The 25215-nt window shown below is 47.1% G+C and carries 22 protein-coding genes; 4 read left to right on the top strand and 18 right to left on the bottom strand.

Features of this window, described 5'->3' with window-relative positions; all coding sequences use genetic code 11:
• Window positions 1-45: 45 nt before the first annotated feature.
• The 6 genes from VER99_RS21865 to VER99_RS21840 form a co-directional block, all read right to left on the bottom strand.
• The gene (locus VER99_RS21865) at window positions 46-783 is read right to left on the bottom strand and encodes a DUF3726 domain-containing protein (protein WP_020335999.1); all 738 of its coding nucleotides are present in this window, start codon (window positions 781-783) and stop codon (window positions 46-48) included.
• The gene (locus VER99_RS21860; protein ID WP_020336000.1) at window positions 780-2516 is read right to left on the bottom strand and encodes a hypothetical protein; all 1737 of its coding nucleotides are present in this window, start codon (window positions 2514-2516) and stop codon (window positions 780-782) included. Before VER99_RS21860 ends, VER99_RS21865 begins: the two co-directional genes overlap by 4 nt.
• Window positions 2517-2617: 101 nt before the next feature.
• Entirely contained in the window at window positions 2618-4219 is a 1602-nt protein-coding gene (locus tag VER99_RS21855; protein ID WP_020336001.1) for a BCCT family transporter, read from the bottom strand.
• 109 nt (window positions 4220-4328) lie between these two features.
• Window positions 4329-5318, bottom strand: a complete 990-nt coding sequence (locus VER99_RS21850) for a membrane dipeptidase (protein WP_020336002.1) — start codon at window positions 5316-5318, stop codon at window positions 4329-4331.
• 69 nt (window positions 5319-5387) lie between these two features.
• A complete protein-coding gene (locus VER99_RS21845) occupies window positions 5388-6848 on the bottom strand; it encodes an aldehyde dehydrogenase family protein (protein ID WP_020336003.1) in 1461 nt (486 codons plus the stop codon).
• Between the two features lie 75 nt (window positions 6849-6923).
• A complete protein-coding gene (locus VER99_RS21840; RefSeq protein ID WP_024372974.1) occupies window positions 6924-7322 on the bottom strand; it encodes a RidA family protein in 399 nt (132 codons plus the stop codon).
• 155 nt (window positions 7323-7477) lie between these two features.
• Between VER99_RS21840 and VER99_RS21835 the strand changes: the two genes are divergently transcribed.
• The gene (locus VER99_RS21835; protein WP_020336005.1) at window positions 7478-8368 is read left to right on the top strand and encodes a LysR family transcriptional regulator; all 891 of its coding nucleotides are present in this window, start codon (window positions 7478-7480) and stop codon (window positions 8366-8368) included.
• Window positions 8369-8637: 269 nt separating this feature from the next.
• Here the strand turns inward: VER99_RS21835 and cyoE are convergent, their stop codons facing one another.
• From cyoE to VER99_RS21775, 12 genes are all read right to left on the bottom strand, one after another.
• Entirely contained in the window at window positions 8638-9555 is a 918-nt protein-coding gene (gene cyoE, locus VER99_RS21830; protein ID WP_201765970.1) for a heme o synthase, read from the bottom strand.
• Complete coding sequence (cyoD, locus tag VER99_RS21825) at window positions 9516-9827, bottom strand: cytochrome o ubiquinol oxidase subunit IV (RefSeq protein ID WP_014234374.1); 312 nt, start codon at window positions 9825-9827, stop codon at window positions 9516-9518. Before cyoD ends, cyoE begins: the two co-directional genes overlap by 40 nt.
• On the bottom strand, window positions 9827-10429 hold the full coding sequence (gene cyoC, locus VER99_RS21820) for a cytochrome o ubiquinol oxidase subunit III (RefSeq protein ID WP_014234375.1): 603 nt from the start codon (window positions 10427-10429) through the stop codon (window positions 9827-9829). The genes cyoD and cyoC overlap by 1 nt, the downstream gene beginning before the upstream one ends.
• Complete coding sequence (gene cyoB, locus VER99_RS21815; protein WP_014234376.1) at window positions 10419-12455, bottom strand: cytochrome o ubiquinol oxidase subunit I; 2037 nt, start codon at window positions 12453-12455, stop codon at window positions 10419-10421. The genes cyoC and cyoB overlap by 11 nt, the downstream gene beginning before the upstream one ends.
• Before the next feature lie 5 nt (window positions 12456-12460).
• A complete protein-coding gene (gene cyoA / locus VER99_RS21810) occupies window positions 12461-13342 on the bottom strand; it encodes a ubiquinol oxidase subunit II (RefSeq protein ID WP_024372973.1) in 882 nt (293 codons plus the stop codon).
• 584 nt (window positions 13343-13926) lie between these two features.
• Window positions 13927-14685, bottom strand: a complete 759-nt coding sequence (locus VER99_RS21805) for an SDR family oxidoreductase (RefSeq protein WP_020336009.1) — start codon at window positions 14683-14685, stop codon at window positions 13927-13929.
• A 198-nt stretch (window positions 14686-14883) separates the two neighbouring features.
• Window positions 14884-15786: a 3-hydroxyisobutyrate dehydrogenase gene (gene mmsB, locus VER99_RS21800; protein WP_014234379.1), complete on the bottom strand. Its 903-nt coding sequence runs from the start codon at window positions 15784-15786 to the stop codon at window positions 14884-14886.
• Between the two features lie 29 nt (window positions 15787-15815).
• On the bottom strand, window positions 15816-16961 hold the full coding sequence (locus VER99_RS21795) for an enoyl-CoA hydratase/isomerase family protein (RefSeq protein ID WP_020336010.1): 1146 nt from the start codon (window positions 16959-16961) through the stop codon (window positions 15816-15818).
• An 8-nt stretch (window positions 16962-16969) separates the two neighbouring features.
• Window positions 16970-17755, bottom strand: coding sequence for an enoyl-CoA hydratase (locus tag VER99_RS21790; protein ID WP_020336011.1), 786 nt, complete (start codon window positions 17753-17755; stop codon window positions 16970-16972).
• Window positions 17756-17795: 40 nt separating this feature from the next.
• On the bottom strand, window positions 17796-18950 hold the full coding sequence (locus VER99_RS21785; RefSeq protein ID WP_020336012.1) for an acyl-CoA dehydrogenase family protein: 1155 nt from the start codon (window positions 18948-18950) through the stop codon (window positions 17796-17798).
• Window positions 18951-18970: 20 nt separating this feature from the next.
• Window positions 18971-20464 (bottom strand): CoA-acylating methylmalonate-semialdehyde dehydrogenase, encoded by a 1494-nt coding sequence (locus VER99_RS21780; RefSeq protein ID WP_024372971.1) that lies wholly within the window; start codon window positions 20462-20464, stop codon window positions 18971-18973.
• A 32-nt stretch (window positions 20465-20496) separates the two neighbouring features.
• The gene (locus tag VER99_RS21775) at window positions 20497-21708 is read right to left on the bottom strand and encodes a thiolase family protein (protein ID WP_020336014.1); all 1212 of its coding nucleotides are present in this window, start codon (window positions 21706-21708) and stop codon (window positions 20497-20499) included.
• Between the two features lie 270 nt (window positions 21709-21978).
• Here VER99_RS21775 and VER99_RS21770 point away from each other — a divergent pair, with 270 nt between their 5' ends.
• Genes VER99_RS21770 through VER99_RS21760 form a run of 3 tightly spaced genes read left to right on the top strand, consistent with a single transcriptional unit; the run spans window position 21979 to window position 25195 of the window.
• On the top strand, window positions 21979-22368 hold the full coding sequence (locus VER99_RS21770) for a MerR family transcriptional regulator (RefSeq protein ID WP_014234385.1): 390 nt from the start codon (window positions 21979-21981) through the stop codon (window positions 22366-22368).
• Between the two features lie 27 nt (window positions 22369-22395).
• Complete coding sequence (locus VER99_RS21765; protein ID WP_020336015.1) at window positions 22396-23565, top strand: isovaleryl-CoA dehydrogenase; 1170 nt, start codon at window positions 22396-22398, stop codon at window positions 23563-23565.
• Between the two features lie 25 nt (window positions 23566-23590).
• Window positions 23591-25195 carry a carboxyl transferase domain-containing protein gene (locus VER99_RS21760; protein WP_020336017.1) on the top strand — a complete coding sequence of 535 codons (1605 nt, stop codon included), beginning with the start codon at window positions 23591-23593 and terminating at the stop codon, window positions 25193-25195.
• Window positions 25196-25215 lie beyond the last annotated feature (20 nt).

Below are 25215 nucleotides of genomic sequence, written 5' to 3'. Positions count from 1 at the left end.
ATAATAAAAACGGCTCCTTGTGAGCCGTTTTTATTTTTGAAAACATTAACTATATTCGAGCTCGCCCGCACCTCGTACTGAGCGTTCGCTATTTGCGACCAAAAACACTGCTGCTGTTTTTTTGAGAGTTTCCCACTCGTTGTCCTCTACAAAGATACCATTTTGCCAGGATGCCTGCTGGGTTCCGCTTAGCTCGTTCCCTTTTATATGAATGGAGTAGCCTTGTGAGCTTTCCTCAACATTAAAATCTTTCACCGATAGCTCGATTATCATTGAGTGGCAATCCATGCCTTTTTCAACAGGTTGGTCTGATAAAAAGATTTCAGGCGCAATTTGCCCTCTGTTCAATACATAGAGCGTTCGCGTCGGTTTTGAACCGTTCACCCACTGCGCACGGCAGGCTATGCCTTTGGCAGAAAGCTTCAATAACTCACTAAATGCCAACCAACGGTTGTGACAATGTTTCAAAGTGATCTCAATGGATTTCGACTCAATCATTTTCTCCAGAGCAAAATCAAGTACCGTTGGGAGATGACATGCCACGCTTCCCTTATTAAGCTCAAATTCTATACTAGTTGATGTGCTTTTAGTCACTGACACCGCGCAGTCTGAATCTAACTCAAGGAATAGGCTAGCGTTATTAAAGTGACGCACCCCGTGCAAGCCTACCATTTGTAGATCTGCCACCATATTTGCAATGACATCTGCCTCACCACAGTGACGGCGCATGCCTAGAAATGCCTTATTAACCGCGGCCACCAGTTCGTTGTGAGAGACGATCATAATGCAAATCCTCCATTGATTTTTTGATTGTCACTTTGTGTAATTTCGTCACTTTCTGGCATGCTTGGGAAAATCCATGTGTCCGCCAATTGCGAATCATGAATTTCGTCCAACAGAGGTGCGCCTTGGAAGAACGTCACACGAACCCAACGATCCGAGCGCGGATCAAACTTAGTAGCACCAAATATTGCCAACTTACAACGTAATAAGTGCATTGGCAGTGCATCTTGGCGCAGCACGTTCATCTGAATATCACCCATTTCTCGCTTCCCTAGCGTCCATACGCGGCGTGTGATCGAACGATAAGCCGGGTTTTGCAATAAAAATTCAGCGACCGACGTCTCTTCAGAGCTGCCTAGTAAAGCATGGTAAAGGCGGTTCACTTGTCTTCCGATATCGAGCGGCAGTTCTTTGTCTTCTCCTGCCTCTTCACCGCGTACTCCAAGCCTTGGCTCTTCTTTGTCTTGTGAGCGATACCAGAACCAATAGTTGTTCTCGGCTAAAGAATAGTCAACATCTATCGCCCAACGGTATTTGCTTCGCAATACTTCAAGTAAGTCTTGGATCTTTTTCCCACCCGGAATAGACAAAGTTTCATCCGTGTTCATTTGGCTGGCAAACTCATCCACCAAAGGTGGGTAGAGTTCGATCAAGCAAGAAGTGAGGATTTCTTGGGCTTCCACACTCATTGTATTCTTCTGCTCGACCAAACTCCCCCAGTTCGATTGCGATGCCATTAACGTGGTTAGCTCTGACAGTAGTTGTTTGATGTCTGCTATCGCTAGATGATTGAGCCTATCTTGATGCTCATTAATGGTGATTACTTGCTCTAGATGACGTTGTGCTTTTTGAAGTAGCCCTTGCAATGGAGCATAGAGTGAGGCTTCGCAAGGCATAGCAAATACTCGCGCTACCGCACGCTCACGAGACGTCATCCACTGGTCGACGATACATGGGTGGTTAATCAAATACGGAGCCATGCCTAAGCCAGTTGCATTACCTACACCAAGGTAGCGCTGCAAACCACGATGTAAGGCCACCGCGTTTTCACCACCTTTCTGAAGCGCCAGAAAATGCACCCAATCCAAACTGAACTCACGCAGCATATACACCGCACACATTTGCGCACTGAAAGACTGGCTGAAATCAGGGTTATCCTCCATCAGTTTGAAATCGGCGATACCAAATTTTCCGTTGCCATACACGGCTGTGGTTCGCAGGATATACCCCACTTCCGCCAACTCTTTTGGCTCGGGCTGCTTACCTTTTGAAAGTGCATTAACGATGTGCTCAAACACACGCACACTTTTGTTTGCACGAGCAAGAACAAGCACGTTATTCGGATTACGCCCCGCTTCTTGCAGCGGTACATTCGCTCTTAGCCTTTCTAACAAAGTAACATCAACATCGCCTTGGACCAGTGCGAAAGTGACGTCCCACTTTTCAGCGATTACGCGGTCATTCCGTTCATCGTCGGCAATTTCATCACAAAAAACCACCAAATGATAAACGTGTGCTGGCGTGACCAATTTATAAATCACGTGACCATAACCACGAGGGCAAAGTTGCCAATCATGTTTGATTACTTGCCAGTTTTGACTTGCCATATTGCGAATCAAACTACGAACAAAGCTGATTCGATTTTGGTGCATTGCGCCAAGCCTTTCAGCTGCCATGACAATCTCTGCGTCGCGCATAGTTGCTTCCGTATAAGTAGAACGATGTGCATCCATTTTGCTCACCACCTATTTGTTATTGTAAGAATACTAGGGTTTGTACGGATGCAGGAGGAAAACAGCCGTACAAGCTCCACGTTGTTTAAATTAGCGAATCGTTATAACCCTTGCTCTTTCGCCATATTGATTGCGATTTGTGGCGCATTCCAAAGTGATGGCAACAAAATCAGCGACACCGGAACCGCGGTTATCACAATGAAAGATTGCAGTGCAGAGATGCCACCAGAGCCAAGAGAAATCAGAATCAGTGCCGTGACACCCATCATTACCCCCCAAAAGGTACGAATGATCGCGTTTGGCTCCGTTTCACCACTAATCACGACACTGATGGTGTATGTCATAGAATCGCCCGTCGTCACGATGAAGATCGTGGTTAGAATCAGAAATAGGATCGAAGTCAACATCGGCATTGGCAGTTGTTGAGTTACTGCAAGCAAAGCTCCTGGTAGGTTGAAGCCTTCGAATGCCGTACTCACACTACCTGGGTCTGCAATTTCAAACGCAAGACCAGAACCACCAACAATTGTGAACCAAAAGCATGTTGTTAGCGGAGCCACAATACTGATTGTTGAAATGACTTGGCGGATAGTGCGACCACGAGAGATTCGAGCAATGAAGATTGCCATCATCGGCCCGTAACCAAGGAACCAGCCCCAGAAAAACACCGTCCACCAACTTAACCAACCTTCATCACCGCGGTACGTCGCCATCGGGATGAAGTTGTCCAACATCGTTCCTACCCCTTGAATGTATCCGTTAAAGATAAAGTTCGTAGGGCCAAAAAACAGAATGTAAACCATCAACGCCATAGCCAGAATTACGTTGTAACGGCTGAGCAGTTGCATGCCTCGGTTTAAGCCACTAAGAGCCGACAGGGTGTAGAGCGCAATCGCAAACAAAATGATAATAAGCTGAGTAGTAAAGCCATCAGGAATCTCAAACAGAGCATTTAACGCGTAGCTAACCTGCAATCCCAGAAACCCAATTGGCCCTATGGTGCCAGCTGCCACGGCGATTATGCAGCACGCATCAATCAACGCCCCGACTTGCCCTTTAAGCGCTCGCTCACCCAATACTGGGTAAAGCAAAATACGCGGCTTCAATGGTAAGCCTTTGTCATAATGCAAGTGCATCACCACAATTGAAGTTAAGCTGCCCACAATCGCCCAAGCCAAGAAGCCCCAGTGCATAAAAGATTGCGACAACGCATTTACCGCTCCTTGTTGCGGGTTATCTTGCGCACCATACAAAGGTGGCGGGCTAACATAGTGAGCGATAGGCTCAGCCGCAGCCCAGAAAACACCACCACCAGCAAGTAAGGTGCAGAATATAATTGCCATCCAACGAAAAGAGTCCATTTCTGGCTTTGCCATTCCACCCAACTTCACCTTGCCTGTTCGCCCTGCTGCTAACCCAAGACCAATAAGAAAAGTGAGAAGAAGTAGTAACTGCCAATAAGGACCAAACACTTGCACTGCCCAGCCAAACCCGGCGTTGACGAGCGTTGATAACAGTTCACCATCATAAAGAGCGATAGCGACGAACAGCGCGATAAAGCCACCGCTATACCAAAACGCAGGGTTATTCAGCCCTAATTTATCCGTCGTCTTTTCCGCAGTTGATGTGTTGTATTTTGCTTTTGACTTGCCCGATGACACGCTCATCGTGGAAGCTTTCATGCTATTGGTTAAATCAGACATACTCTGGCTCCAGAGGTTCTTTGCAGCTGTCAAAGACTGGCCACAAATGTGAGTTTTACGCCTGCCGTATTGTTGTTATTTTGACAGGCGGTTCCTAATTTGGGGAATGCTATGAAATAGGCTCTAATCCTTCTTTGAGGAAGTGGAACCAGTTTTCACCCAATATTTTTCCTGCCTCAGATTCACTAAATCCGTGACGCATTAATCCGTTGTAGATGTTCTCCATTCCTGCACTGCCGCAGAACCATGGCAGCGCATCTGGCCAGCCCGAGTTGCTTGCTGAACCTTCACCGTAGTCCATCGCTTTTGACCAACGGCCGTTGCGCATCCATTCCAATACCTGTTGCGGTTGGTTTAAACACAGATCGCTACCGATGCCTAAATGGTCGACGCCAAACATGTCAGCGGTTTTCGCTACCATCTGGCAGAAATCATCCAAGGAGCATTGGCTGCCATTTGGTAAATGGAACGGGTATAAGCTGAATCCAATCAAACCACCGCGTTCGGTCAGCGCTTTAATCACCGTATTGGATTTATTACGCAGTGCGTCATGCGCAAACGTCGGGTTGGCATGGCTGATACAAATTGGACGCGAAGAAAGGTCGATGGCTTCCAGTGTTGAGCGTTCCGCACTGTGGGACATATCAATGATCATCCCTACTCGGTTCATCTCTTCAATCGCTTGCTTACCAAAACGAGTAACGCCGGAGTCGTTTTGTTCGTAACAACCTGTCGCCAGCAAACTTTGGTTGTTGTAGGTCAACTGCATGATCAGCAGACCTTGGCGGCGCATCACTTCGATCAGGCCAATTTCATCATCGATTGGTGAGCAATTCTGAGCACCGAAGAAGATGCCGACTTTACCCTCAACTTTGGCTTTTTCTACATCTGCCATTGAATAGATCGGCATGATGAGATCGGCATTTTGCTCGAAGCGTAGGTTCCACTCAGCAAACCGGGTTAAGGTTTCACGTGCATTTTCGTGGTAAACGATGGTGGCATGAACGGCAGTAATGCCACTCGCCTTAAGCGTTTGGAAGTACTCTCGCTCCCAATTGCAGTACTGCAATCCGTCAATCACAATCCGTTGTTGGTACATAACCACTCCTTAAAAAATTTCTTAGCCGTTCAGAGTGGGTAGCTGACACCATCAACTACCCACCTCTCCTTAGTAAGGACGCTGATAAACGGTTTTCACTACGGTGTAAAACTCTTTGGCGTACTGACCTTGCTCACGAGGACCAAAGCTTGACTCTTTGCGGCCACCAAACGGAACGTGATAATCCGTGCCCGCGGTCGGCAAGTTAACCATGACGCAGCCTGTTTGGGCTTGCTGCTTAAAGATCGCGCTGTTGCGCAGGCTTTGCGTGATAATGCCGCCTGTTAGGCCAAAGCGCGTATCGTTCACCACTGCAATCGCTTCGTCTAGATCAGAGACGCGAATCACGCTGGCCATTGGTGCAAAGACTTCTTCTTGGTTCACTTCCCAGCTATTTTGTGTGTTCAAGAAAAGCGTTGGTGACATGTAGTAACCGTCATGCTCTAGATTTAAACGCTCACCACCGAAAGCCAACTCTGCCCCTGCTCGGCGCGCTTTTTCAATCCACTCAAAGTTCGCATTCAATTGGTTACCATCAACCACTGGGCCCATGAACACGCCATCTTCCAGCGCGTGACCAACTTTGAGCTCACTCATGCGTTTGATTAGCGCTTCGACATACGCGTCGTGAATATCGTCCATAACAACAAGACGAGAAGACGCCGTACATTTTTGACCAGCACCGGAGAATGAGCCCGCGATTGTTGCTTCGACGGCAATTTGGATATCTGCATCATCCGCTACCACGAGCGCGTTTTTGCTACCCATCTCTAGCTGACAACGCACAAAGTTTGGTGCTGTTGCCGCAGCGACTTTACGACCTGTATCGACAGAGCCCGTAAAACTCACACCGTTTACATCTTTCGAATTGATAAGGGTATTACCCACTTGTGAGCCGCTACCCAATACGAGGTTGAACGTGCCAGCAGGTAAACCTTGGCGATGAATGATCTCAGTAAGTGCCACAGCACTGGCTGGAGTTAGATTCGCAGGCTTCCAGACGACGCTGTTACCAAATGCGAGCGCTGGAGCAATTTTCCAAGCTGCGGTTGCCGTCGGGAAATTCCAAGGAGAGATAATGGCGATAACGCCGACGGCTTCGCGAGTAACTTCAACGGAGACACCTGGACGGACGGAAGCAGCGTTATCGCCAATTTGACGCAATACCTCGGCAGCAAAGTATTGGAAGAACTGACCTGCACGATAAATCTCACCACGACCTTCAGCAAATGGCTTGCCTTCTTCACGCGAAAGTAAGGTACCCAATTCGTCACAGCGCGCGATTAGCTCATCACCAATTGCTTGCAGTACTGCTTGTTTACGCTCAATTGGCGTCTTTTCCCACTCTGGCTGTGCTGCTTTTGCCGCTTGAATCGCTTGTTCTACTTGGGACACGCTCGCTTGAGCAAAATCACCAATATTTTCACTGATATCAGAAGGGTTAATATTAGCGATGGTATCCATGCCTGAATGCCACTCACCTGCGATGTAGAGGGATTTTTCTGCTTGAACATTGTTAATAAAAGTCATTGTTCTTTCCTTGTTCTTCCGATTTGTGATGGCAAGCCATCAGCTCACTGATCTCTAATTATTCTTGTTATGGTTTTATTCGGGTTGGCTTGCCGAAGCGTAAACGACAAACTCCACCAGCATTTCTTCTCTCGCTAATCCTGCAACCACCATAGCTGCCCGGTTTGGATACGGCGCATCAAAGTATTCCGCGTACACTTGGTTGACGGTTTTTAAGTATTCTCTGTCGGTAACGTAAATAAGGACCTGCAACACAGAATCCAAAGATTCACCAGCGCACTCTAGAGTGTGAATGAGATTGTTAAATGTTTGGCGTGTTTGTGCTTCGATACCACCTTCAACCACTGCGCCCGTATCATCGATAGGAATTTGTGCCGTATACAAGGTTCCGTTGTTAACAATCGCCCATTCGAGCGGTGCTTTAGAAGCAAACAAACTGGTTTTTACTGGATGTTTTTTAGTAGGAGTATTCACGTTCATTTCAACCTTTGTAACGACTTTGTTTCAATATGGTTAAATGATGCACGTTGACAGGCGATAAATCTAACGGTAAATTTTTTACAATTGATAAATTAAACTTATCACCATATTGAGAATAACGTAAATACAGGGATTATGAGGCATCAGGGATGAGCATCAAGCTTCAACAATTAATGCATTTTGTGATGGTAGTCGAGGAAGGCGGCTTTCGAGCCGCTTCACATCGTGCAAATCGTTCTCAGGCGGCGCTGTCCACTTCGATAAAAGAGCTTGAAAAAATTCTAGGGCAAACTCTGTTTGAACCAGGAAACAAAACCAAACTGACGCCTTTCGGTGAAATTTGTTTACCCAAGGTGGTTCAGTTCCTCAATATCTATAGTGCGCTTGACAATGATCTAAAAGCCGCCGCTGCAGGACAGCAAGGGAGAGTGAGAATTGCGAGTGTTCCTTCCGTTGCAGCGAAACTCATTCCAAGCGTTTTGGGAGCCTTTTGCGAACAATATCCAAATGTAGAAGTTAGCTTGATAGACGATAACGCCGCAGGCGTCGAGGCTCGTCTGCTCTCTGGTGAAGTCGACTTAGCGCTTGGTAACCCATCTCACCTTGATGACGGTGGTATCGACTTTACGCCGCTGCTATCTGATCCAATTGGTGTGGTGTGTTTAAAAGATAACCCTGTTGCAAATCACCCTGAGGGAATCGAGTGGCAAACCTTACTTGAACAGCCTTTTATTCGTAACGGTACCTGCACGCTTCTCGATCCAACCCCTGCAAGAGCATTAAGTCAGCAAGCGCTTTACTCAGTGGAAAATATCACGTCTTTATTTTCTGTCTTGGAGCTGGGTATTGGCGTAACCACTTTACCAAAGCTAGCCTTTCCAACTAACGAAACGAGATTGGTATGGATTCCAATGATAGATCCACCGTTAGAAAGACAAATTGGTATCTTTACGCTTAGTGACCGCACTATCTCACCTCAAGCAAAAGCATTTCATGATCTATGCGTTCAATATTTGAACTATCAGGGAGAAAACACGTAACTTGAGTGCTAATTTTCCACCATTGAGGAAGAAATACACCTCGCCAGAGAGAAACTTTAGCCTACCGTTGATTGCTTTCTTTTTGATTGTGCGAAAACAAAAAAAGGACAGCGATATATGTCGCTGTCCCTTCTGAGAATACGCTTTTTAGGCTGAGTGCTATAAGCCTGACGATTAAAGATCAGGAATAGTCATTACTTTCTGATGTTTGACATTTCCGCTAACCAAACATCCTTTGCTCGGAGCGTTGAGTCAAATGCTGTGTATTATTAAACCAGCGCCAACGGAAGTAACTCTACCCCTAGCACTCCACTGATTCCCATTACCACCAGCAAAGAGACTTTAAACACCGACTTCGACCACGCTACGTAGTTTTCATCGTCAATGCTGCGGAAAGTCACTTTTGTCCACATAAAGCAAACAACAGCTGCGACAGCCAGGTATTCATACCCTGCTTCACCAAGCAAAAAGAGTCCCAATGAAACAGCACCAAAGGCAACCACGTACGCTTTCATATGACGATGGGCTTTATGGATGCCTTCTTTAACAGGCAGTACAGGAATGCCCGCTTCTCGGTAGTCTTGCATGCGGAACATGGCAATCGCGTACGAGTGCGGCATTTGCCACAGGCAGAACATAGTGAACAGCAAAATGGCTTCTAAGCTAATGAAGTTTGTCACTGCCAGATAGCCAACTAATGGCGGAACCGCGCCAGAAATACTGCCGACTAATGTGCCATATACCGAGTTACGTTTGTACCACATGGTGTAAAAGAACACGTAGTACACGTAACCAAGCAGGACAACAACCGCAGAAAGTGGATTGGCAAGTTGAAACAGTAAGCCCGTTCCAACCAAAAGCAAAACCAAAGCATAGACAAACGCGACATCAATATTGATGTTCCCTTTCGCTAGCTCACGGTTCTGAGTACGCGCCATCTTTTGATCGATATCGCGATCAAAAATATTGTTCACCACGCAACCTGAAGCAATGACAAGCCCCACACCAGCCAACGTTGTCAGAAACAACGTCAGGCTAGCAGGTTCTGTTTTTGCGGCGAGGAAAAACCCCGCCGCAACAGAAATCAGGTTGCCGAAAATAATGCCCGGTTTGGTGATAGACAAATAACTTTTCAGCATACCTTGGCCTACAACTTCATGTTGACGTTCATGTTGTAGATAATCCAGATCGAACCTGCGATCAGAATAAGCACAACAATAGCAGTAAACATCAGTGAAACCAGATTCCAGCGACCATCATCTGTCTTCGCTTCCATATGCAGGAAATATTTGAAATGCACAAAGATCTGAACCAATGCACAGCCAAACAGAACCGCGTATGTCGTTGCCTGTGGCAGAGATTGCGCCCAAACAAAGTAGAATGGAATCACCGTTAGAATAAGCGACGCAACGAAGCCTTTAACGTAATCAGACGCACTTGTTTCAATATGTTGTCCCATTACATTACCCCCAGTAAGTAAACGATGGTAAAGACACAGATCCAAACAATATCCAGGAAGTGCCAGAACAGGCTCAAGCAGTTAAAACGCATCGCCATGTTATCGTTCAGGCCTTTGGTAGACAGTTGGTGATAAGCCACTGCCAACCAAATCAGACCAAATGACACGTGCAAGCCGTGCGTACCTACCAATGTAAAGAACGCAGAGAGAAACGCACTTTCCTGAGGGCCGTAACCTTCAGCAATCAAGTGATGGAACTCGTATACTTCCATGCAGATGAAGCCAAGACCCAGCGCAAAAGTAATTTGCAGCCAGCGCTTAAGGCCAGCAACATCATTACGTTTCATCGCAATCATGCCAAAACCAAACGTGATACTACTGAATAGCAGCAACATGGTTTCAACGAACACGAAAGGCAATTCGAAAATGTCTTTACCTGTTGGACCTGCAATCGAGTTGCTGGAAAGTACTGCGTACGTTGCAAACAAAGTTGCGAACAATACACAGTCGCTCATCAGGTAAACCCAGAAACCAAACAGCTTATTGCCATTCGTGTCATGGTGGTGATCATGGTCATGATGAGCAGCGACATTAGTTTGCATACGTCACCTCCAGATCATCTTTGCTTTCGTTATCTTTCACAGAACCTTTCTTCGCTTCTTCAAGCTGTGCACGTCGTGCTGCTTCAATCGCTTTGATTTCTTCAACTTCAACGTAGTAGTCCACATCTTCGTTGTAACTGTGTTTGATACAAGTTACGACGATAGCTACCAGACTCAAGCCAGCTAACCACCAGATGTACCAAATCATGCCAAAGCCGAATAGCAGTGACCAAGCTGACACATAAATGCCTGTTGGCGTGTTCTTAGGCATGTGAATACGCTCGTATTCCACTTCCTTAGTTGGATCAAACTCACCACTTTGTTTCTCGTACCAGAATGAATCCAGCACATCACCTTTTGGAAGGTGTGCAAAGTTGTAGAACGGTGGTGGTGAAGACGTTGCCCACTCAAGAGTACGGCCATCCCACGGGTCACCAGTAAGATCACGGTTTTGCTCGCGGTCACGAATACTGACGTAAATTTGGATGAATTGAGACAATACACCCAGAGCAATGACGACTGTACCCGCGGCAGCAACCGCCAATAGTGGGAAGAATTCTGGGTTGATTTCTTGGCTGATACGACGAGTCATACCCATAAAGCCCAACGCGTATAGCGGTAGGAACGCCATCAAGAAACCAATGATCCAAAGATAGAACGCACGTTTGCCCCAAGCTTCATTCATGGTGAAACCTGTCGCTTTCGGGAACCAGTAAGTGATCGCAGCGAAACAACCAAATACCACACCACCGATAATTACGTTGTGGAAGTGTGCAATCAGGAATACTGAGTTATGCAGAACGAAGTCCGCACCCGGTACCGCCATCAATACACCCGTCATACCACCAACGGTAAAGGTGATCAGGAAGCCAACCGTCCACAACATTGGCGTTGTAAAGCGAATACGCCCTTTGTACATGGTGAATAGCCAGTTGAAGATCTTAACCCCGGTCGGGATAGAAATGATCATCGTGGCGATACCAAAGAAGGCATTGACGTTCGCACCAGAACCCATTGTGAAGAAGTGGTGTAGCCAAACAACGAACGCGAGAATTGTAATTACAATCGTTGCCCATACCAGCGAGGTGTAACCAAATAGCTTCTTGCGAGAGAATGTCGCCGTCACTTCTGAGAACACACCGAAGATCGGCAGGATCAGAATGTACACTTCTGGGTGACCCCATGCCCAAATCAGGTTGACGTACATCATTACGTTGCCGCCAAGATCATTGGTAAAGAAGTGCATGCCCAGATATCTATCCAGCGTTAGTAGCGCGATAGTTACCGTCAGGATTGGGAATGAAATGATGATTAGGATGTTTGCACACAGAGATGCCCAAGTGAAAACAGGCATTTTCATCATTGGCATTGAAGGCGTACGCATGCGCAGGATCGTCGCGAAGAAGTTCACACCTGTTAGCGTTGTACCAACACCTGAAATTTGCAGCGCCCAAATCCAGTAATCAACGCCGACTCCAGGACTTGCTTCGATACCTGATAATGGCGGATAAGCCAACCAACCAGTACGGCCAAACTCACCAAGACCTAGCGACATGTTCGTCAGGATAACACCAACGATAAACAGCCAGAAGCTTAGGTTATTTAGGTACGGGAAAGCCACGTCACGTGCGCCAATTTGCAGCGGAACGATGATGTTCATCAGACCAATAACCAATGGCATTGCGACGAAGAAAATCATGATCACGCCGTGGGCCGTAAAAATTTGGTCATAGTGTTCTGGTGGCAGGTAACCCGCCTCACCCGCAGACGAAAGTAGCTGCTGACTACGCATCATTACCGCGTCAGCGAAACCACGAATAAGCATTACCATCGCAACCGCGATGTACATAAAGCCTAGTTTTTTGTGGTCTACCGAAGTAAACCATTCATTCCACAAATACTGCCACTTTCCAGCTTTAGTCACCGCGTAAACCACGGCTAAACCGACTAAAGCCACTACCGCTAGGGTGATGACGATAATAGGTTCATGGAATGGAATTGAATCCAGAGTTAATCTTCCAAACATTGCGATTATCCTTGGTTTTCAGGCAAACAGTTCATAGAACCAGGATGCTGAGTCACGACGTTGCTGAACAGGAACGGAGGTACACTTGAGAACAAGGTCACCGGCTCAGCGATACTAGGTTCAGCTAGCGTGCTGTACTGTACCCAGTCTTCAATACGGTCTGGACTCGCTTTAACTTTCTGCACCCAATTCAGGAATGCAGCGCGATCAGGCATAGCTGACGCAGTGAACTTCATTTGTGAGAAGCCTTCCCCACTGAAGTTCGACGCAAAGCCCTTGAAGTCACCTTCGTGGTTAGCAATCAGGTTTAGCTTGGTTACCATGCCTGGCATGGCGTAAATCTGACTACCTAAACGAGGAATGAAGAACGCGTTCATGATGTTGTCGGACGTCAATTTGAACTGAACTGGCACATCTTTTGGAAACGCTACGTAGTTAACCGTCGCGATATTTTCTTCCGGGTAGATGAACAGCCATTTCCAATCTAGCGCAACGACTTCTATCGTTATCGGTTTTACGTCACTTTCCAGAGGCTTAGATGGCTCCAGTTCGTGAGTAGAACGCCATGTGATAGCGGCTAGAATCGCAATAATGATGATTGGAATAGTCCATACCACCACTTCGATTTTGGTCGAGTGCGACCACTCAGGGGCGTACTCTTCATGAGTGTTACTTGCGCGGTATCGATAGGCGAAGTAAATCGTCATAAGAATCACGGGGATCACGACGATCAACATCAGCAAAAGAGCAGTGATGATCAGCTCTTTTTCCTGGACACCAATAGCACCTTTGGGGTCAAGCAAAGCAGAATTACATCCTGAGAGCAAAAGTATGACGGACGCCAGACTCCCTCTCGATAAGATGCGTGTGTATCTTGAGGCTTCCATTAACTTTCTCGATGGTTGTCTGGTTTCTAAGCAAATGCCCAGAACCAGTTGTTATAGTCATTAGAATGTTTATGTGTTGAGCGTATGCGACATTGGACGTCAAAACGCAATTAAAACCCCACAACCAGTGTGAGCTTATTGTTACACTTTGAAATACAATGTTACATTCGGCCGCATTATGAGGACTTCGCAGTTAAAGCTCACGAGCCATATCTGGAAACTAACATTTCATTTATCAACAGAAAGTAAAGAAAGGGAATTCTCAGCGAAGCAGCTTAAATAAGAATTAGAAGCCTTTATGCCTGAAGGGCTGTAGCTTAAATGGAAATAATAAACGTTGGCTATTGACGAGTTAATCACTCAAAACTGACATCATAATCACTAAAAACCTAGGACACAAAATGTGACATAGATCAATTTACTGATTTCACACATTTTTTTCATGGTATTTGCTCAAAAACTATCTAATACATATAGCATTCAGTTGGTTTATGAATCGTTGGTTACATACCCAGTCACACTCAAAATGGAAAGAAAATATCTTTAAAATTAGTTAGTTAAAACCCTAAAATTAATTCGTTCGGTTACATCCTCAGACCACCATCAATTTCTAGCACTCTCCCTGTAAAGTACTCATTTTCAAAGATATACTTCACTGACTGTGCTATTTCTTCCGCCTTTGCCATTCTTCCGACTGGAATCATTTTTTCCAGACGTTCTATTACTTCCGGTTTCATATTCCCAGCCATAGGGGTGTGTACGACACCCGGTGCAATTGCCGCCGCACGGATACCATATTTGGCTAACTCGCGTGACCAGGTGGTGGCCATCGTTGCGACCGCCGCTTTGGAAGCAGAATAATTGGTTTGACCGATGTTTCCCGCACGCGCAACACTTGAAATGTTGATGATCACACCACTAGATTCAGTTTCTATCATTTTCACTGCCGCCTCTCGACCACAAAGGAAAGTACCAGTTACGTTTACATTCATGACTAGATTGAACTGTTCCAATGGCATCTTGGAGATAGCACCCTCTTTCATTTTGACCAACAAGCCATCTTTTAATACGCCTGCATTGTTAACGAGCCCGTTAAGCCGACCAAAATCTTGAATAATGTCACTGAACGTCTGTTCAACGTCCTGTTCATTGGTGACATCTAATTCGTAAGTGAGCGCCTTAGCACTCAACATCTGGCATTGCTGTTGAGTGTCTCGCAATCCAGCTTCATTGATATCAAGCAGAGCCAAGTCAGCGCCCGCACGAGCAAGAACAATCGCCGTCATCTGCCCGAGCCCCTGCCCCGCGCCAGTAATAGCGATAACACTGTTTCTTAAATCCATTACGATACTCCAACGTTTTGTAACTTTTCCGAGAAGCGTCGTGACAATGTCACAAATAGAAAGTCTCTATAGGTAATAGTCCGTTAGGATTTTGCCGGAATGACGAGTGACATGAATAGTAGTCGGTTATCGAACATCGTCATTCCCTACCGCGAAGAACGAGCGAGAAAATGAATCTCTCACATTCATTAATTACACTTATTTTTGATTTTTATAGAACTCAAACAAACTTGAGAAATCGAGCTCCCCATATCCGCTTGAGTTATGGAACGCATACAAATTACGAGCAAGCGACCCCATAGGTACAGAAGAATGCGTTTGTAAAGCGGCATCCAACCCTAAGCCCAAATCTTTCAGCATTAATTTGCTCATAAATCCCGGTTGATATTGATGACTTGCCGGCGCACTTTCCATTACACCAGGGCAAGGATTGTAGAGCTCTAATGCCCAGTTGCGTCCGGAGCTTTGCAGCATGATATTCGAGAGAACCTTAGGATCGAGACCATGATCAATGCCGAGATTGAGCGCTTCACACGTTCCGGACATTAAAATACCGAGCATCAAGTTATTGCAGATCTTAGCCATCTGACCATCGCCGGCTTTGCCTGCATGGAACACATTTCTGCCCATGTATTGCAAAATAGCGTTGGCTTTTGAGAAAGCTTGATCTGAGCCCCCAACGATAAACGTCAAGGTCGCCGCTTTTGCTCCAGTTACCCCCCCTGATACAGGTGAATCCACGAACAATAGCTGCTTATTTCCCGCTTCGTTCGCAACCAATCGTGACGAATCTGGATCAATGGTAGAACAATCGATGAGTAAGGTATTTGGTGCCACGAGGTTCAGAACCCCAACCCCACCGTGTAAGTCGCCAAGGTAAACACTTCTCACGTGTGATGCAGCAGGTAACATCGTAATCACCGTACCTGCACCATCCACCACTTCCGGCAAGGAACTCGCCACGATAGCGCCAAATGGTTCTAACTTTCTGGCGGCTTCGGTGTCCAAATCAAACACTTGTACATTAAACCCCGACGCTAACAGGTTCTGCGCCATTGGGCTGCCCATATTGCCTAAACCTATGAATGCAATGGTACTCATGATAAATCTCCTTCGTTTGTACGGTCTGTTTAGCTTTCGTTTAGTCGCTCAACAGACCCTAACTCTGCCAGAGGATGTTCATCTTTTGCCCACAACGAGGTAAAGAGCGTATCAACGAGATCCTCATCAACTTCAGTAACACTGTTAAACATCCAATTTGGTTCGCCATCGCGATCAATCAGCCTGGCGCGCACACCTTCTTTAAACTCACCTAATAAAGCACAACGGACAGAGAGTGTGAGTTCCAATCGGAAGCAGTCTGCCAGTGGTAAACTATGAAACTCTTTGACTTGCCTGAAGCAAATATGCGCTGTAATAGGACTGCCAGCGGCGAATGTTTGTTTTGCATTTTCTAGCCACGGATTAATGTTATCCATGGCCATCACTCGCTGGGCTATAAGGTTGAGATCAAAACCTTTGCATGCTTGCTTGATTTGCTCCAGACATGGACAAATTTGTGTGGTTGGTTTGCTGTCGATGACACTTTCTTCCATCAGAGCTAACAGCGCATTCACCAATTCTTTCGCGTTATTGCTCCCCCACGGCAAGCTCTGAAGCTCTTGCAATAAAGTTGGATAATGCTCTTCTAATAACAGCCAATCCGCGAAGCCAATTGTGACAGCGTCACTCGAATTTACTAACGCGCCGGTCAAACCAAGAAATAAGCCAACCTCAGGGTCAATTTGACTTAAGAACCAAGTCCCTCCCACATCGGGGTAAAGCCCGATACTAATTTCCGGCATGGAAAGACGCGATGTAGGTGTGACCACTCTGTGGCTTGCTCCCATAAAAAGCCCCATGCCTCCGCCCATCACAATACCTTCGCCCCAAGCAATAACGGGTTTGTTATAGGTATGGATGAGGTAGTCGCACTCATACTCCAACGTAAAGTAGCGGGTACAAAACTCGGCTGTGGTATCTTTTCCTTCGTCATGCATGACATGATAAATAGCCCTGACATCACCACCCGCACAAAATGCTTTTTCTCCGGCACCGCTAAGAACCACGCACACCAAATGGGGGTCATCTTTCCATTTCAGCAACTGATCATGGAGTTGAACTAACATGTCGTAAGTAAGAGCATTTAATGATGAGACATTGTCTAAAGTCGCAACGCCAATTCGATGAATAGCGTCTGCACACTCCAATTCAGTGATCGTTACCTTTCCTGCCATTTGGCCTCCTATTGGTTTTTCCATTTAGGCTCGCGTTTCTCAAGAAAGGCTCGTACACCTTCCGTTTGATCTTCGGTATCAAAGAGGTTGAGAAACAGCTCTCGCTCTTTGATAAGTCCATGCTTTAATGGTGCTGAGCGCATGTTTTGGATCAGTAATTTGCATGCCGCCACAGAGGATGGCGACTGATTTGCCACCGACAATGCCAACGCCATCGCTTTGGTTAGTGCTTCGCCTTTTGGCACAAGCTCCTCTGCTAAGCCTAGTTCGTTTGCTTGAGTTGCGCTGAGTTGTTCACCACAAAGAATCATACGCTTAGCCCAGCCTTCACCAACTAAAGCCGTTAGGTTCTGCGTTCCACCTGCACATGGCAGCAGACCCACTTTTGCTTCTGGTAATGCCAGCACCGCTTGTTCTTCCACTACTCGGAGATCACACGCCAACGCGACTTCTAACCCTCCGCCCATGGCGTAGCCGTTTATTGCGGCTATGGAAACTCCACGAAAATCAGAGAGGGTTTCAAACGCTTCCCCAAACGCTCGGGCCATATCGAGTGCCACCGCTTTGTCTCCGTCAGCAAAAAGTTTGAGGTCTGCGCCTGCTGAAAAAAACTTCTCTCCATTCCCTGTTATGACGAGCGCATACACGTCTTTATTTTGGTTCAGCTCAAGGACGAGTGTTTTTAACGCGTTGAGACTGTCCGCCGTCCAGGTATTTGCAGGCGGGTTGTTCATCGTAATCACAGCGATATGATCATTAATAGTGTGTTGAATAGCGTCTTGAGGTGATGACATAACTCGAATCCTTTCCTAATGAAATTGTTCGAATGCAGATTTACAGTAATGATGATTCTGCCGACAACAGACGGCGTGCGATGATCAAACGCATGATCTCGTTGGTACCTTCAAGGATCTGATGCACACGAACGTCGCGGAAATAACGTTCCATCGGGTATTCTTTGATGTAGCCGTAACCACCGTAAAGCTGTAAGGCTTGGTCACAGACTTGAAACCCGACATCCGTTGCAAAACGTTTTGCCATGGCACAATAGGTGGTTGCGTTTGGGTCACCGTTATCTAGTTTACTTGCGGCGTAACGAACCAGTTGTCTTGCTGCAACCAGCTCTGTTGCCATGTCCGCTAATTTAAACTGCAACGCTTGAAATTGCGCTAACGCTTTGCCGAACTGTTTACGTTCCTGCATATACTGAGTCGCGTGGTTAAGAGCCTGTTGCGCCGTCCCGACTGAGCAGGTTGCGATATTAATTCGCCCGCCGTCTAACCCTTTCATCGCAAAGACGAAGCCTTGTCCTTCTTCACCCAATAAATGAGTGGCTGGAACGGTGACGTTTTCGAATGTGACGGCACGAGTCGGTTGACTGTTCCACCCCATTTTCGGCTCTTTACGCCCATAGCTGATGCCTTTCGCATTTGCCTCAACCACAAAAGCGGAAACACCTTTCGCTCCTTGCTCTCCGGTTCGGGCCATAACGATCAACACATCAGTATCGCCAGCTCCAGAAATAAATGTTTTGCTGCCATTAAGAATGTATTGATTGCCTTTTTTCGTGGCGGAAGTGGCCAGTGAAGCCGCATCAGACCCCGCATTTGGCTCTGTTAAACAATAAGATCCTAGCCACTCCCCCGTCACTAATTTGGGACAAAACTGCGCTTTAACCACGTCACTGGCAAAACTAGCTATCATCCAACTCACCATATTGTGGATGGTCATAAACGCCGTTGTCGAAGTACAGCCCATGGATAATTGTTCAAAAATGATCGACGAGTCTAAACGGCTCAGGCCCAATCCGCCTTGCTCTTCCGGTGTGTAAAGGCTCAAAAAACCTAACTCGCCCGCTTCTCTCAACACCTCTTTCGGGAAGATCTGTTTTTCATCCCATTCCGCTGCCATGGGAGCCAAACGCTCAGCGGCAAACTGCTGCGCTGTATCGGAAAATGCACGTTGATCTTCGTTGAGTTCAAAGTCCATAAAAGCTCCTTGCTATCGGTTTAGCGCAGGTGGATCGTGAGGTTTGGCCCGCTTGGAATATCATCATCGAACCAACGCGACGTGACGGTTTTGGTTTCGGTGTAGAATCGGACAGCCTGCTTACCATAAGCATGAAGGTCGCCATAAAAACTGCCACGCCAACCCGTGAAGGAGAAAAATGGCAAAGGCACCGGAATCGGTACATTAATGCCGACTTGTCCCACCATAATTTCGTGCTGATACTTTCGTGCCGCCGCGCCATTCGCTGTGAAAATTGACGTACCGTTGCCATACGGGTTGCGATTAACCAACTCAATGGCTTCTTGCAGCGTATCCACTTCCATACACACTAAGACAGGACCAAAGATCTCCTGCGTGTACACCGACATGTCTGTCGTCACTCCCCGGAACAATGTCGGTCCGACCCAGTTGCCGTCAGGAAACCCCTCTACTTCGCATTGGCTGCCATCAAGCACACACTCTGCACCTTGTTGTTTGCCCAACTCAATCAAACCCAATACGCGCTGTTTTGCCTGCTCGCTAATAAGCGGACCATATGCGGCATCTTCATCATCCCACGCCCCCGGATGTACGTTTTCCATCTCCCGTTTTACGTCGTCTATCCACTCTTTTGAGTCACCGACAAACACCGCCACTGAGATTGCCATGCAGCGCTGCCCCGCCGCACCCACTGAAGAGCCGACTAAATTACTCACCACGTGATCTTTGTTCGCATCTGGCATGATCACCATGTGGTTTTTAGCACCTGCAAACGCCTGCACTCGCTTAAAGTGTTTTGTCCCCGTCGTATAAATATCTTGCGCCACCGGAACGGAACCGACAAAAGAGATCGCGCGAATATCATTATGCGTGAGTAGAAAGTCCACTTGCTCTTTACGTCCGTGAACGATCTGCAATACGCCCTTTGGAGCGCCCGCTTCTTCAAACAATTCAGCAAGACGAATCGACGTTAAAGGCACCTGCTCTGAAGGCTTGAGAACGAACGTGTTACCGCTGGCAATCGCAATTGGAAACATCCATAACGGGATCATGGCAGGAAAGTTAAACGGGGTGATCCCGCAACACACGCCCAAAGGTTGAATCAGCGAGTAACTGTCGATATCAGTCGCGACGTTTTCTACCGTTTCGCCCATCAGATTACTGGCAATATTCGCTGCTTGTTCAACCACTTCAATTCCGCGCCAAACGTCTCCTTTGGCATCGGCTAAAATCTTGCCCGTTTCATGAGAAAGCAATACCGCGATTTCTTCGTGATGCTCTTTTAACAAATGTTGATAACGAAGCATGAGTCGCGCGCGCTCGGAGACAGCCACCTCTTTCCAGGTTTGGAATGTCGCCTTGGCACTATCGATCGCAGCATGCAACTCGTCATTCGTTGAGCACGGAACGTACGCAATCACATCGTTTGTGGCAGGGTTGGTGACTTCTATCCAATCTGCTGTTTGAGATTCACGAAACTCACCACCAATAAATGAGGGGACCAAACGAGTCATCATTGACTACTCCTTTACTGATATTGCTGGAATTAAAGTGGTACCTCGATACCAATCGCGGTTGCTTCTCCACCACCGATACAAATCGCCGCAATCCCTCGCATAACCTTCTTATTGCTTGAATCGCCATCCACACCTAACGCCTGTAGCTGACGCAAACTGTGGGTCAACGTCACCAGTATTCGTGCACCGCTGGCACCAATAGGATGGCCAAGTGCACACGCCCCGCCTTTAATGTTGACTTTGTCAGGGTCGAGACCCAATTCAGCGATAGCGATTTGCGTGACAACCGCAAACGCTTCGTTGATCTCCCAAAGATCAATTTCATCTATCGTCCAATCGAGCTCTGATAACAATTGCTCGATCGCATAAACTGGGGCGAGAGTAAATTCTGCAGGTTCTCTGGCGTGTGTGGTGTGGCCTCTTATAATGGCCAGTGGTGAGAGATGATGGTGCTGCGCGGTTTCTTCATCCATCAAGACGAGTGCTGCGGCACCATCTGAAATTGCACTCGAATTAGCAGCTGTCACAGAACCATGGATATCAAAGGCTGGTTTCAGCTGGGCAATTTTTTCGAAGTTAATCGAACGCGGATGTTCGTCGTAATCCAGAAGAGCAGAGGTCGATTTAGTGCGAATGTCTATCGGCGAGATTTCTTCTTCAAACAAGCCTTGTTCTTGCGCATCTAAAGCCCGCGTGGCTGACATGGCTGCCCACTCGTCCATTTTTTCACGGCTGAAGTGGAGTCTGTCGGCGATTTGCTGAGCGTACACGCCCATCAAAAGCCCTTCGTAGGCGTCCTCTAATCCGTCGAGAAACATATGATCATAAACGGACTGATGCCCCATTCTCATGCCACTTCTCGCCTCTTTCATCAGGTAAGGCGCATTAGTCATACTTTCCATGCCACCAGCGACCGCCGTACGGATGGTGCCTGCTTTAATCAGGTCGTGCGCTAACATCACGCTCTTCATGCCGGAACCGCACACCTTGTTGATGGTGGTGCAGCCAGTAGAAATTGGTAATTCGGCTTCGAGAGCCGCTTGCCGGGCAGGTGCCTGACCGCAACCTGCTGGTAACACGCAGCCCATAAACACTTCATCGACGGCTGTGAGTTCCGCTTGCTGGAGCGCACTTTTTATTGCGATTGCCCCTAATGATGGAGCAGAAAATGTTTGCAGTTGCCCCTGAAAGCGCCCGATTGGTGTTCTTTTCGCACTGACAATCCAGATGTCATTTCCCATGATTCCACACCCTTTACGATGTATCACAGCATACGAACTTACCCATCACACTCGCTATCAAAAACTTTCATACCCGCTTAAGTTTCAAATCAAACGATGAATCTTTCGCACTGTGATTTCTTGACGTTTACGTAAGCATAGCACTAGCCTTTACAGTGAGGTAAAGAAACAAGTTGATAAAAGAATAAATTTCCTCCGACCTTTCACCACAGGGTCCGACTTCGAGAAGCTAGTTTTTATTCGAGGTATGTAATTTGAGGTAAGTGTGTGATGGAAAAATATAAAATTAGTGAGCTAGCAAAAGAGTTCGATATTACGACTCGAAGCATCCGGTTTTATGAAGATGTCGGCCTGATAGAGCCAGAGCGTAAAGGCAATATGCGTGTTTACCAGCGCAGAGACAAAATCCGTCTCAAGTTGATATTAAGAGGTAAGCGGCTAGGCTTTTCACTCGCCGAAATTCGTGAACTTTTTGAACTTTATGATCTTCAACAAACCGATGAGCAACTCCTGAAAATGCTCAATATTATTGAAGAAAAACAAGCGTTACTCCAACAACAGATGAATGACATCGGAGTTGTGATGGGCGAGTTAAACGCCGCGAAAGAACGTTGCTTACAGACGTTACAAAAACACAATAAAATATCCACGCATCCCTGACTTTAATCCTGCTACAGGGGAAATGTTATGAAATCCGCTTATACCCCACTCAATTTTGGTCTCGGTGAAACCATTGATATGCTCCGGGATCATGTGAATGCCTTTGCTAGCGAACACATCGCTCCGATCGCTGCCCATATTGATCATAATAACCAATTCCCCGACTATTTATGGCCGCTGTTTGGCGAGATGGGATTACTCGGCGTAACGGTAGACGAACAATATGGTGGAGCAGAAATGGGCTATCTTGCCCATGTCATCGCCATGGAAGAAGTCAGTCGCGCATCGGCCTCCGTGGGACTGAGTTATGGCGCACATTCCAACCTTTGCGTTAATCAAATTTTCCGCAATGGCACCGCAGATCAACGCAAAAAATATCTACCTAATCTAATTGATGGTTCTCATATCGGTGCACTCGCAATGAGTGAGCCAAACTCCGGTTCGGATGTAGTCAGCATGCAGCTCAAAGCGGAAGACAAAGGTGACCATTTTTTGCTTAACGGCAATAAAATGTGGGTGACGAATGGACCAGATGCCGACGTCTTGGTGGTCTACGCGAAAACCGACCCTGGTGCAGGTTCGAGAGGAATCACCGCATTTATTATCGAGCGAACGTTTGAAGGATTCGGCGACGCACAGAAGCTTGATAAGTTGGGAATGCGCGGCTCCAACACTTGCGAACTTGTTTTTACCGATTGTGCGGTACCTAAAAAAAACGTTCTCGGCGAAATAAACCGAGGTGTCGAAGTCCTGATGAGTGGCCTTGATTACGAGCGTGTGGTCCTTGCTGGCGGGCCATTAGGGATCATGCAAGCTTGTATGGATATCGTGGTGCCCTACGTGCACGAGCGTAAGCAGTTCGGCAAATCCATCGGTGAGTTCCAGTTGGTTCAGGGCAAGCTTGCCGACATGTACTCGCGCATGAGTGCTGCTAAAGCCTATGTTTACACCGTCGCGTCGGCCTGTGATCGCGGTGAATGTACCCGTAAAGACGCGGCAGGTGTCATCTTATACAGCGCTGAGCTCGCGACGCAAATTTCACTTGATGCTATCCAGCTGCTTGGCGGTAATGGCTACGTTAATGAATACGCAACCGGACGGCTGCTACGCGATGCCAAACTGTACGAGATTGGAGCGGGTACCTCGGAAATTCGGCGAATGTTAATAGGACGAGAGCTGTTCGAGGAATCACGTTAATCCAAGCGTTGAAAAGGAAGTCTCTATGGCCATCATAAAAAGTAGAACCAAGCCAACTGAAGAGCTGTTTCTTTCAAACAAAGCCGCAATGGAAAAGTTGGTGGACAAGCTGCATACGGATACCGAAGTCATCAAGCAAGGTGGTGGTAAAAAAGCGATATTGCATCAACAAAACAAAGGAAAACTCCCCGTACGATCGCGTATAACCAGACTACTCGACGATGAAAGTGAGTTTCTTGAAATCGGCCAATTTGCCGCTTGGGAAGTGTATGACGAGCCCATTCCCTGCGCAGGAGTCGTTGCTGGTATTGGAACGATCAATGGCGTCCAATGCATGGTGGTCGCTAACGATCCTTCGGTAAAAGGTGGCACCTACTACCCTCTGACGGTAAAAAAGCATCTGCGAGCACAAGAAATCGCTCAACGCTGTCGGCTACCCTGCGTGTACTTAGTCGATTCTGGCGGTGCCAACCTCCCTCATCAGGCTGAAGTCTTTCCTGATAGAGACCACTTCGGACGGATTTTCTTTAACCAAGCAAAAATGTCAGCCAAAGGCATACCTCAAATCGCCGTGGTGATGGGACTGTGTACCGCAGGTGGCGCATACGTACCCGCCATGGCAGACGTATCCATCATGGTTAAAGAGCAAGGCACGATATTTCTCGCCGGACCACCGTTGGTAAAAGCCGCAACTGGGGAAGTCGTCACAGGGGAAGAGCTCGGTGGCGCTGATGTCCACTGCCGAAAATCAGGAGTGGCGGATTACTACGCAGAGAACGATGAACATGCGTTGATGCTCGCACGCGAGGCGATTGCCAACGCCAATCAACCCAAAGTACGAAAAACCGAGCACTCCATCTTACCGCCCCGTTACAACGCAGAAGAATTGTACGGCATCGTCAATGCTAACCTTCGCTTGTCCTTTGACGTAAGAGAAGTCATTGCCCGCATTGTCGATGATTCTGACTTTGACGAGTTTAAGGCGCTGTATGGCAAAACTCTGGTTTGTGGATTTGCACGAATAGAGGGGCATTTGATCGGTATTGTCGCCAACAACGGCATTCTATTTTCTGACTCTTCACAAAAAGGCGCGCACTTTATTGAGCTGTGCGCCAAACGCAAAACGCCCCTACTCTTTTTACAAAATATCACCGGTTTTATGGTCGGAAAAAAGGTAGAGGAAGAAGGCATTGCAAAACACGGTGCTAAGCTGGTGATGGCGGTGGCTTGTGCCGAAGTGCCTAAGTTTACCATCATTATTGGGGGCTCTTACGGCGCAGGGAATTACGGCATGTGCGGCAGAGCTTATGATCCGACGATGATGTGGATGTGGCCAAATGCACGTATTTCTGTAATGGGCGGTGAACAAGCCGCTGGCGTGCTAACTCAGGTTCGTAAAGACATAAAAGAACGCCGGGGTGAAAACTGGTCAGAACAAGAAGAGCACACATTTCGAGAATCGATCATAGACTTATATGAGACACAGGGACATCCGTATTACGCCAGCGCAAGGTTGTGGGATGACGGGATTATTGACCCAAAAAACACGCGCCAAGTCTTGGCACAAGCGCTCAATGCCGCACTCAACGCGCCGATTCAAGACAGTGAGTTTGGTGTTTTTCGTATGTAAAAAAGCAGAATGAGAAAAAC

This window comes from Vibrio natriegens NBRC 15636 = ATCC 14048 = DSM 759 (assembly GCF_035621455.1).
GTDB classification, from domain to species: Bacteria; Pseudomonadota; Gammaproteobacteria; order Enterobacterales; family Vibrionaceae; genus Vibrio; species Vibrio natriegens.
Note: the sequence above shows the minus strand (reverse complement) of the source record. Positions and strands in the feature narration are given on the sequence as shown.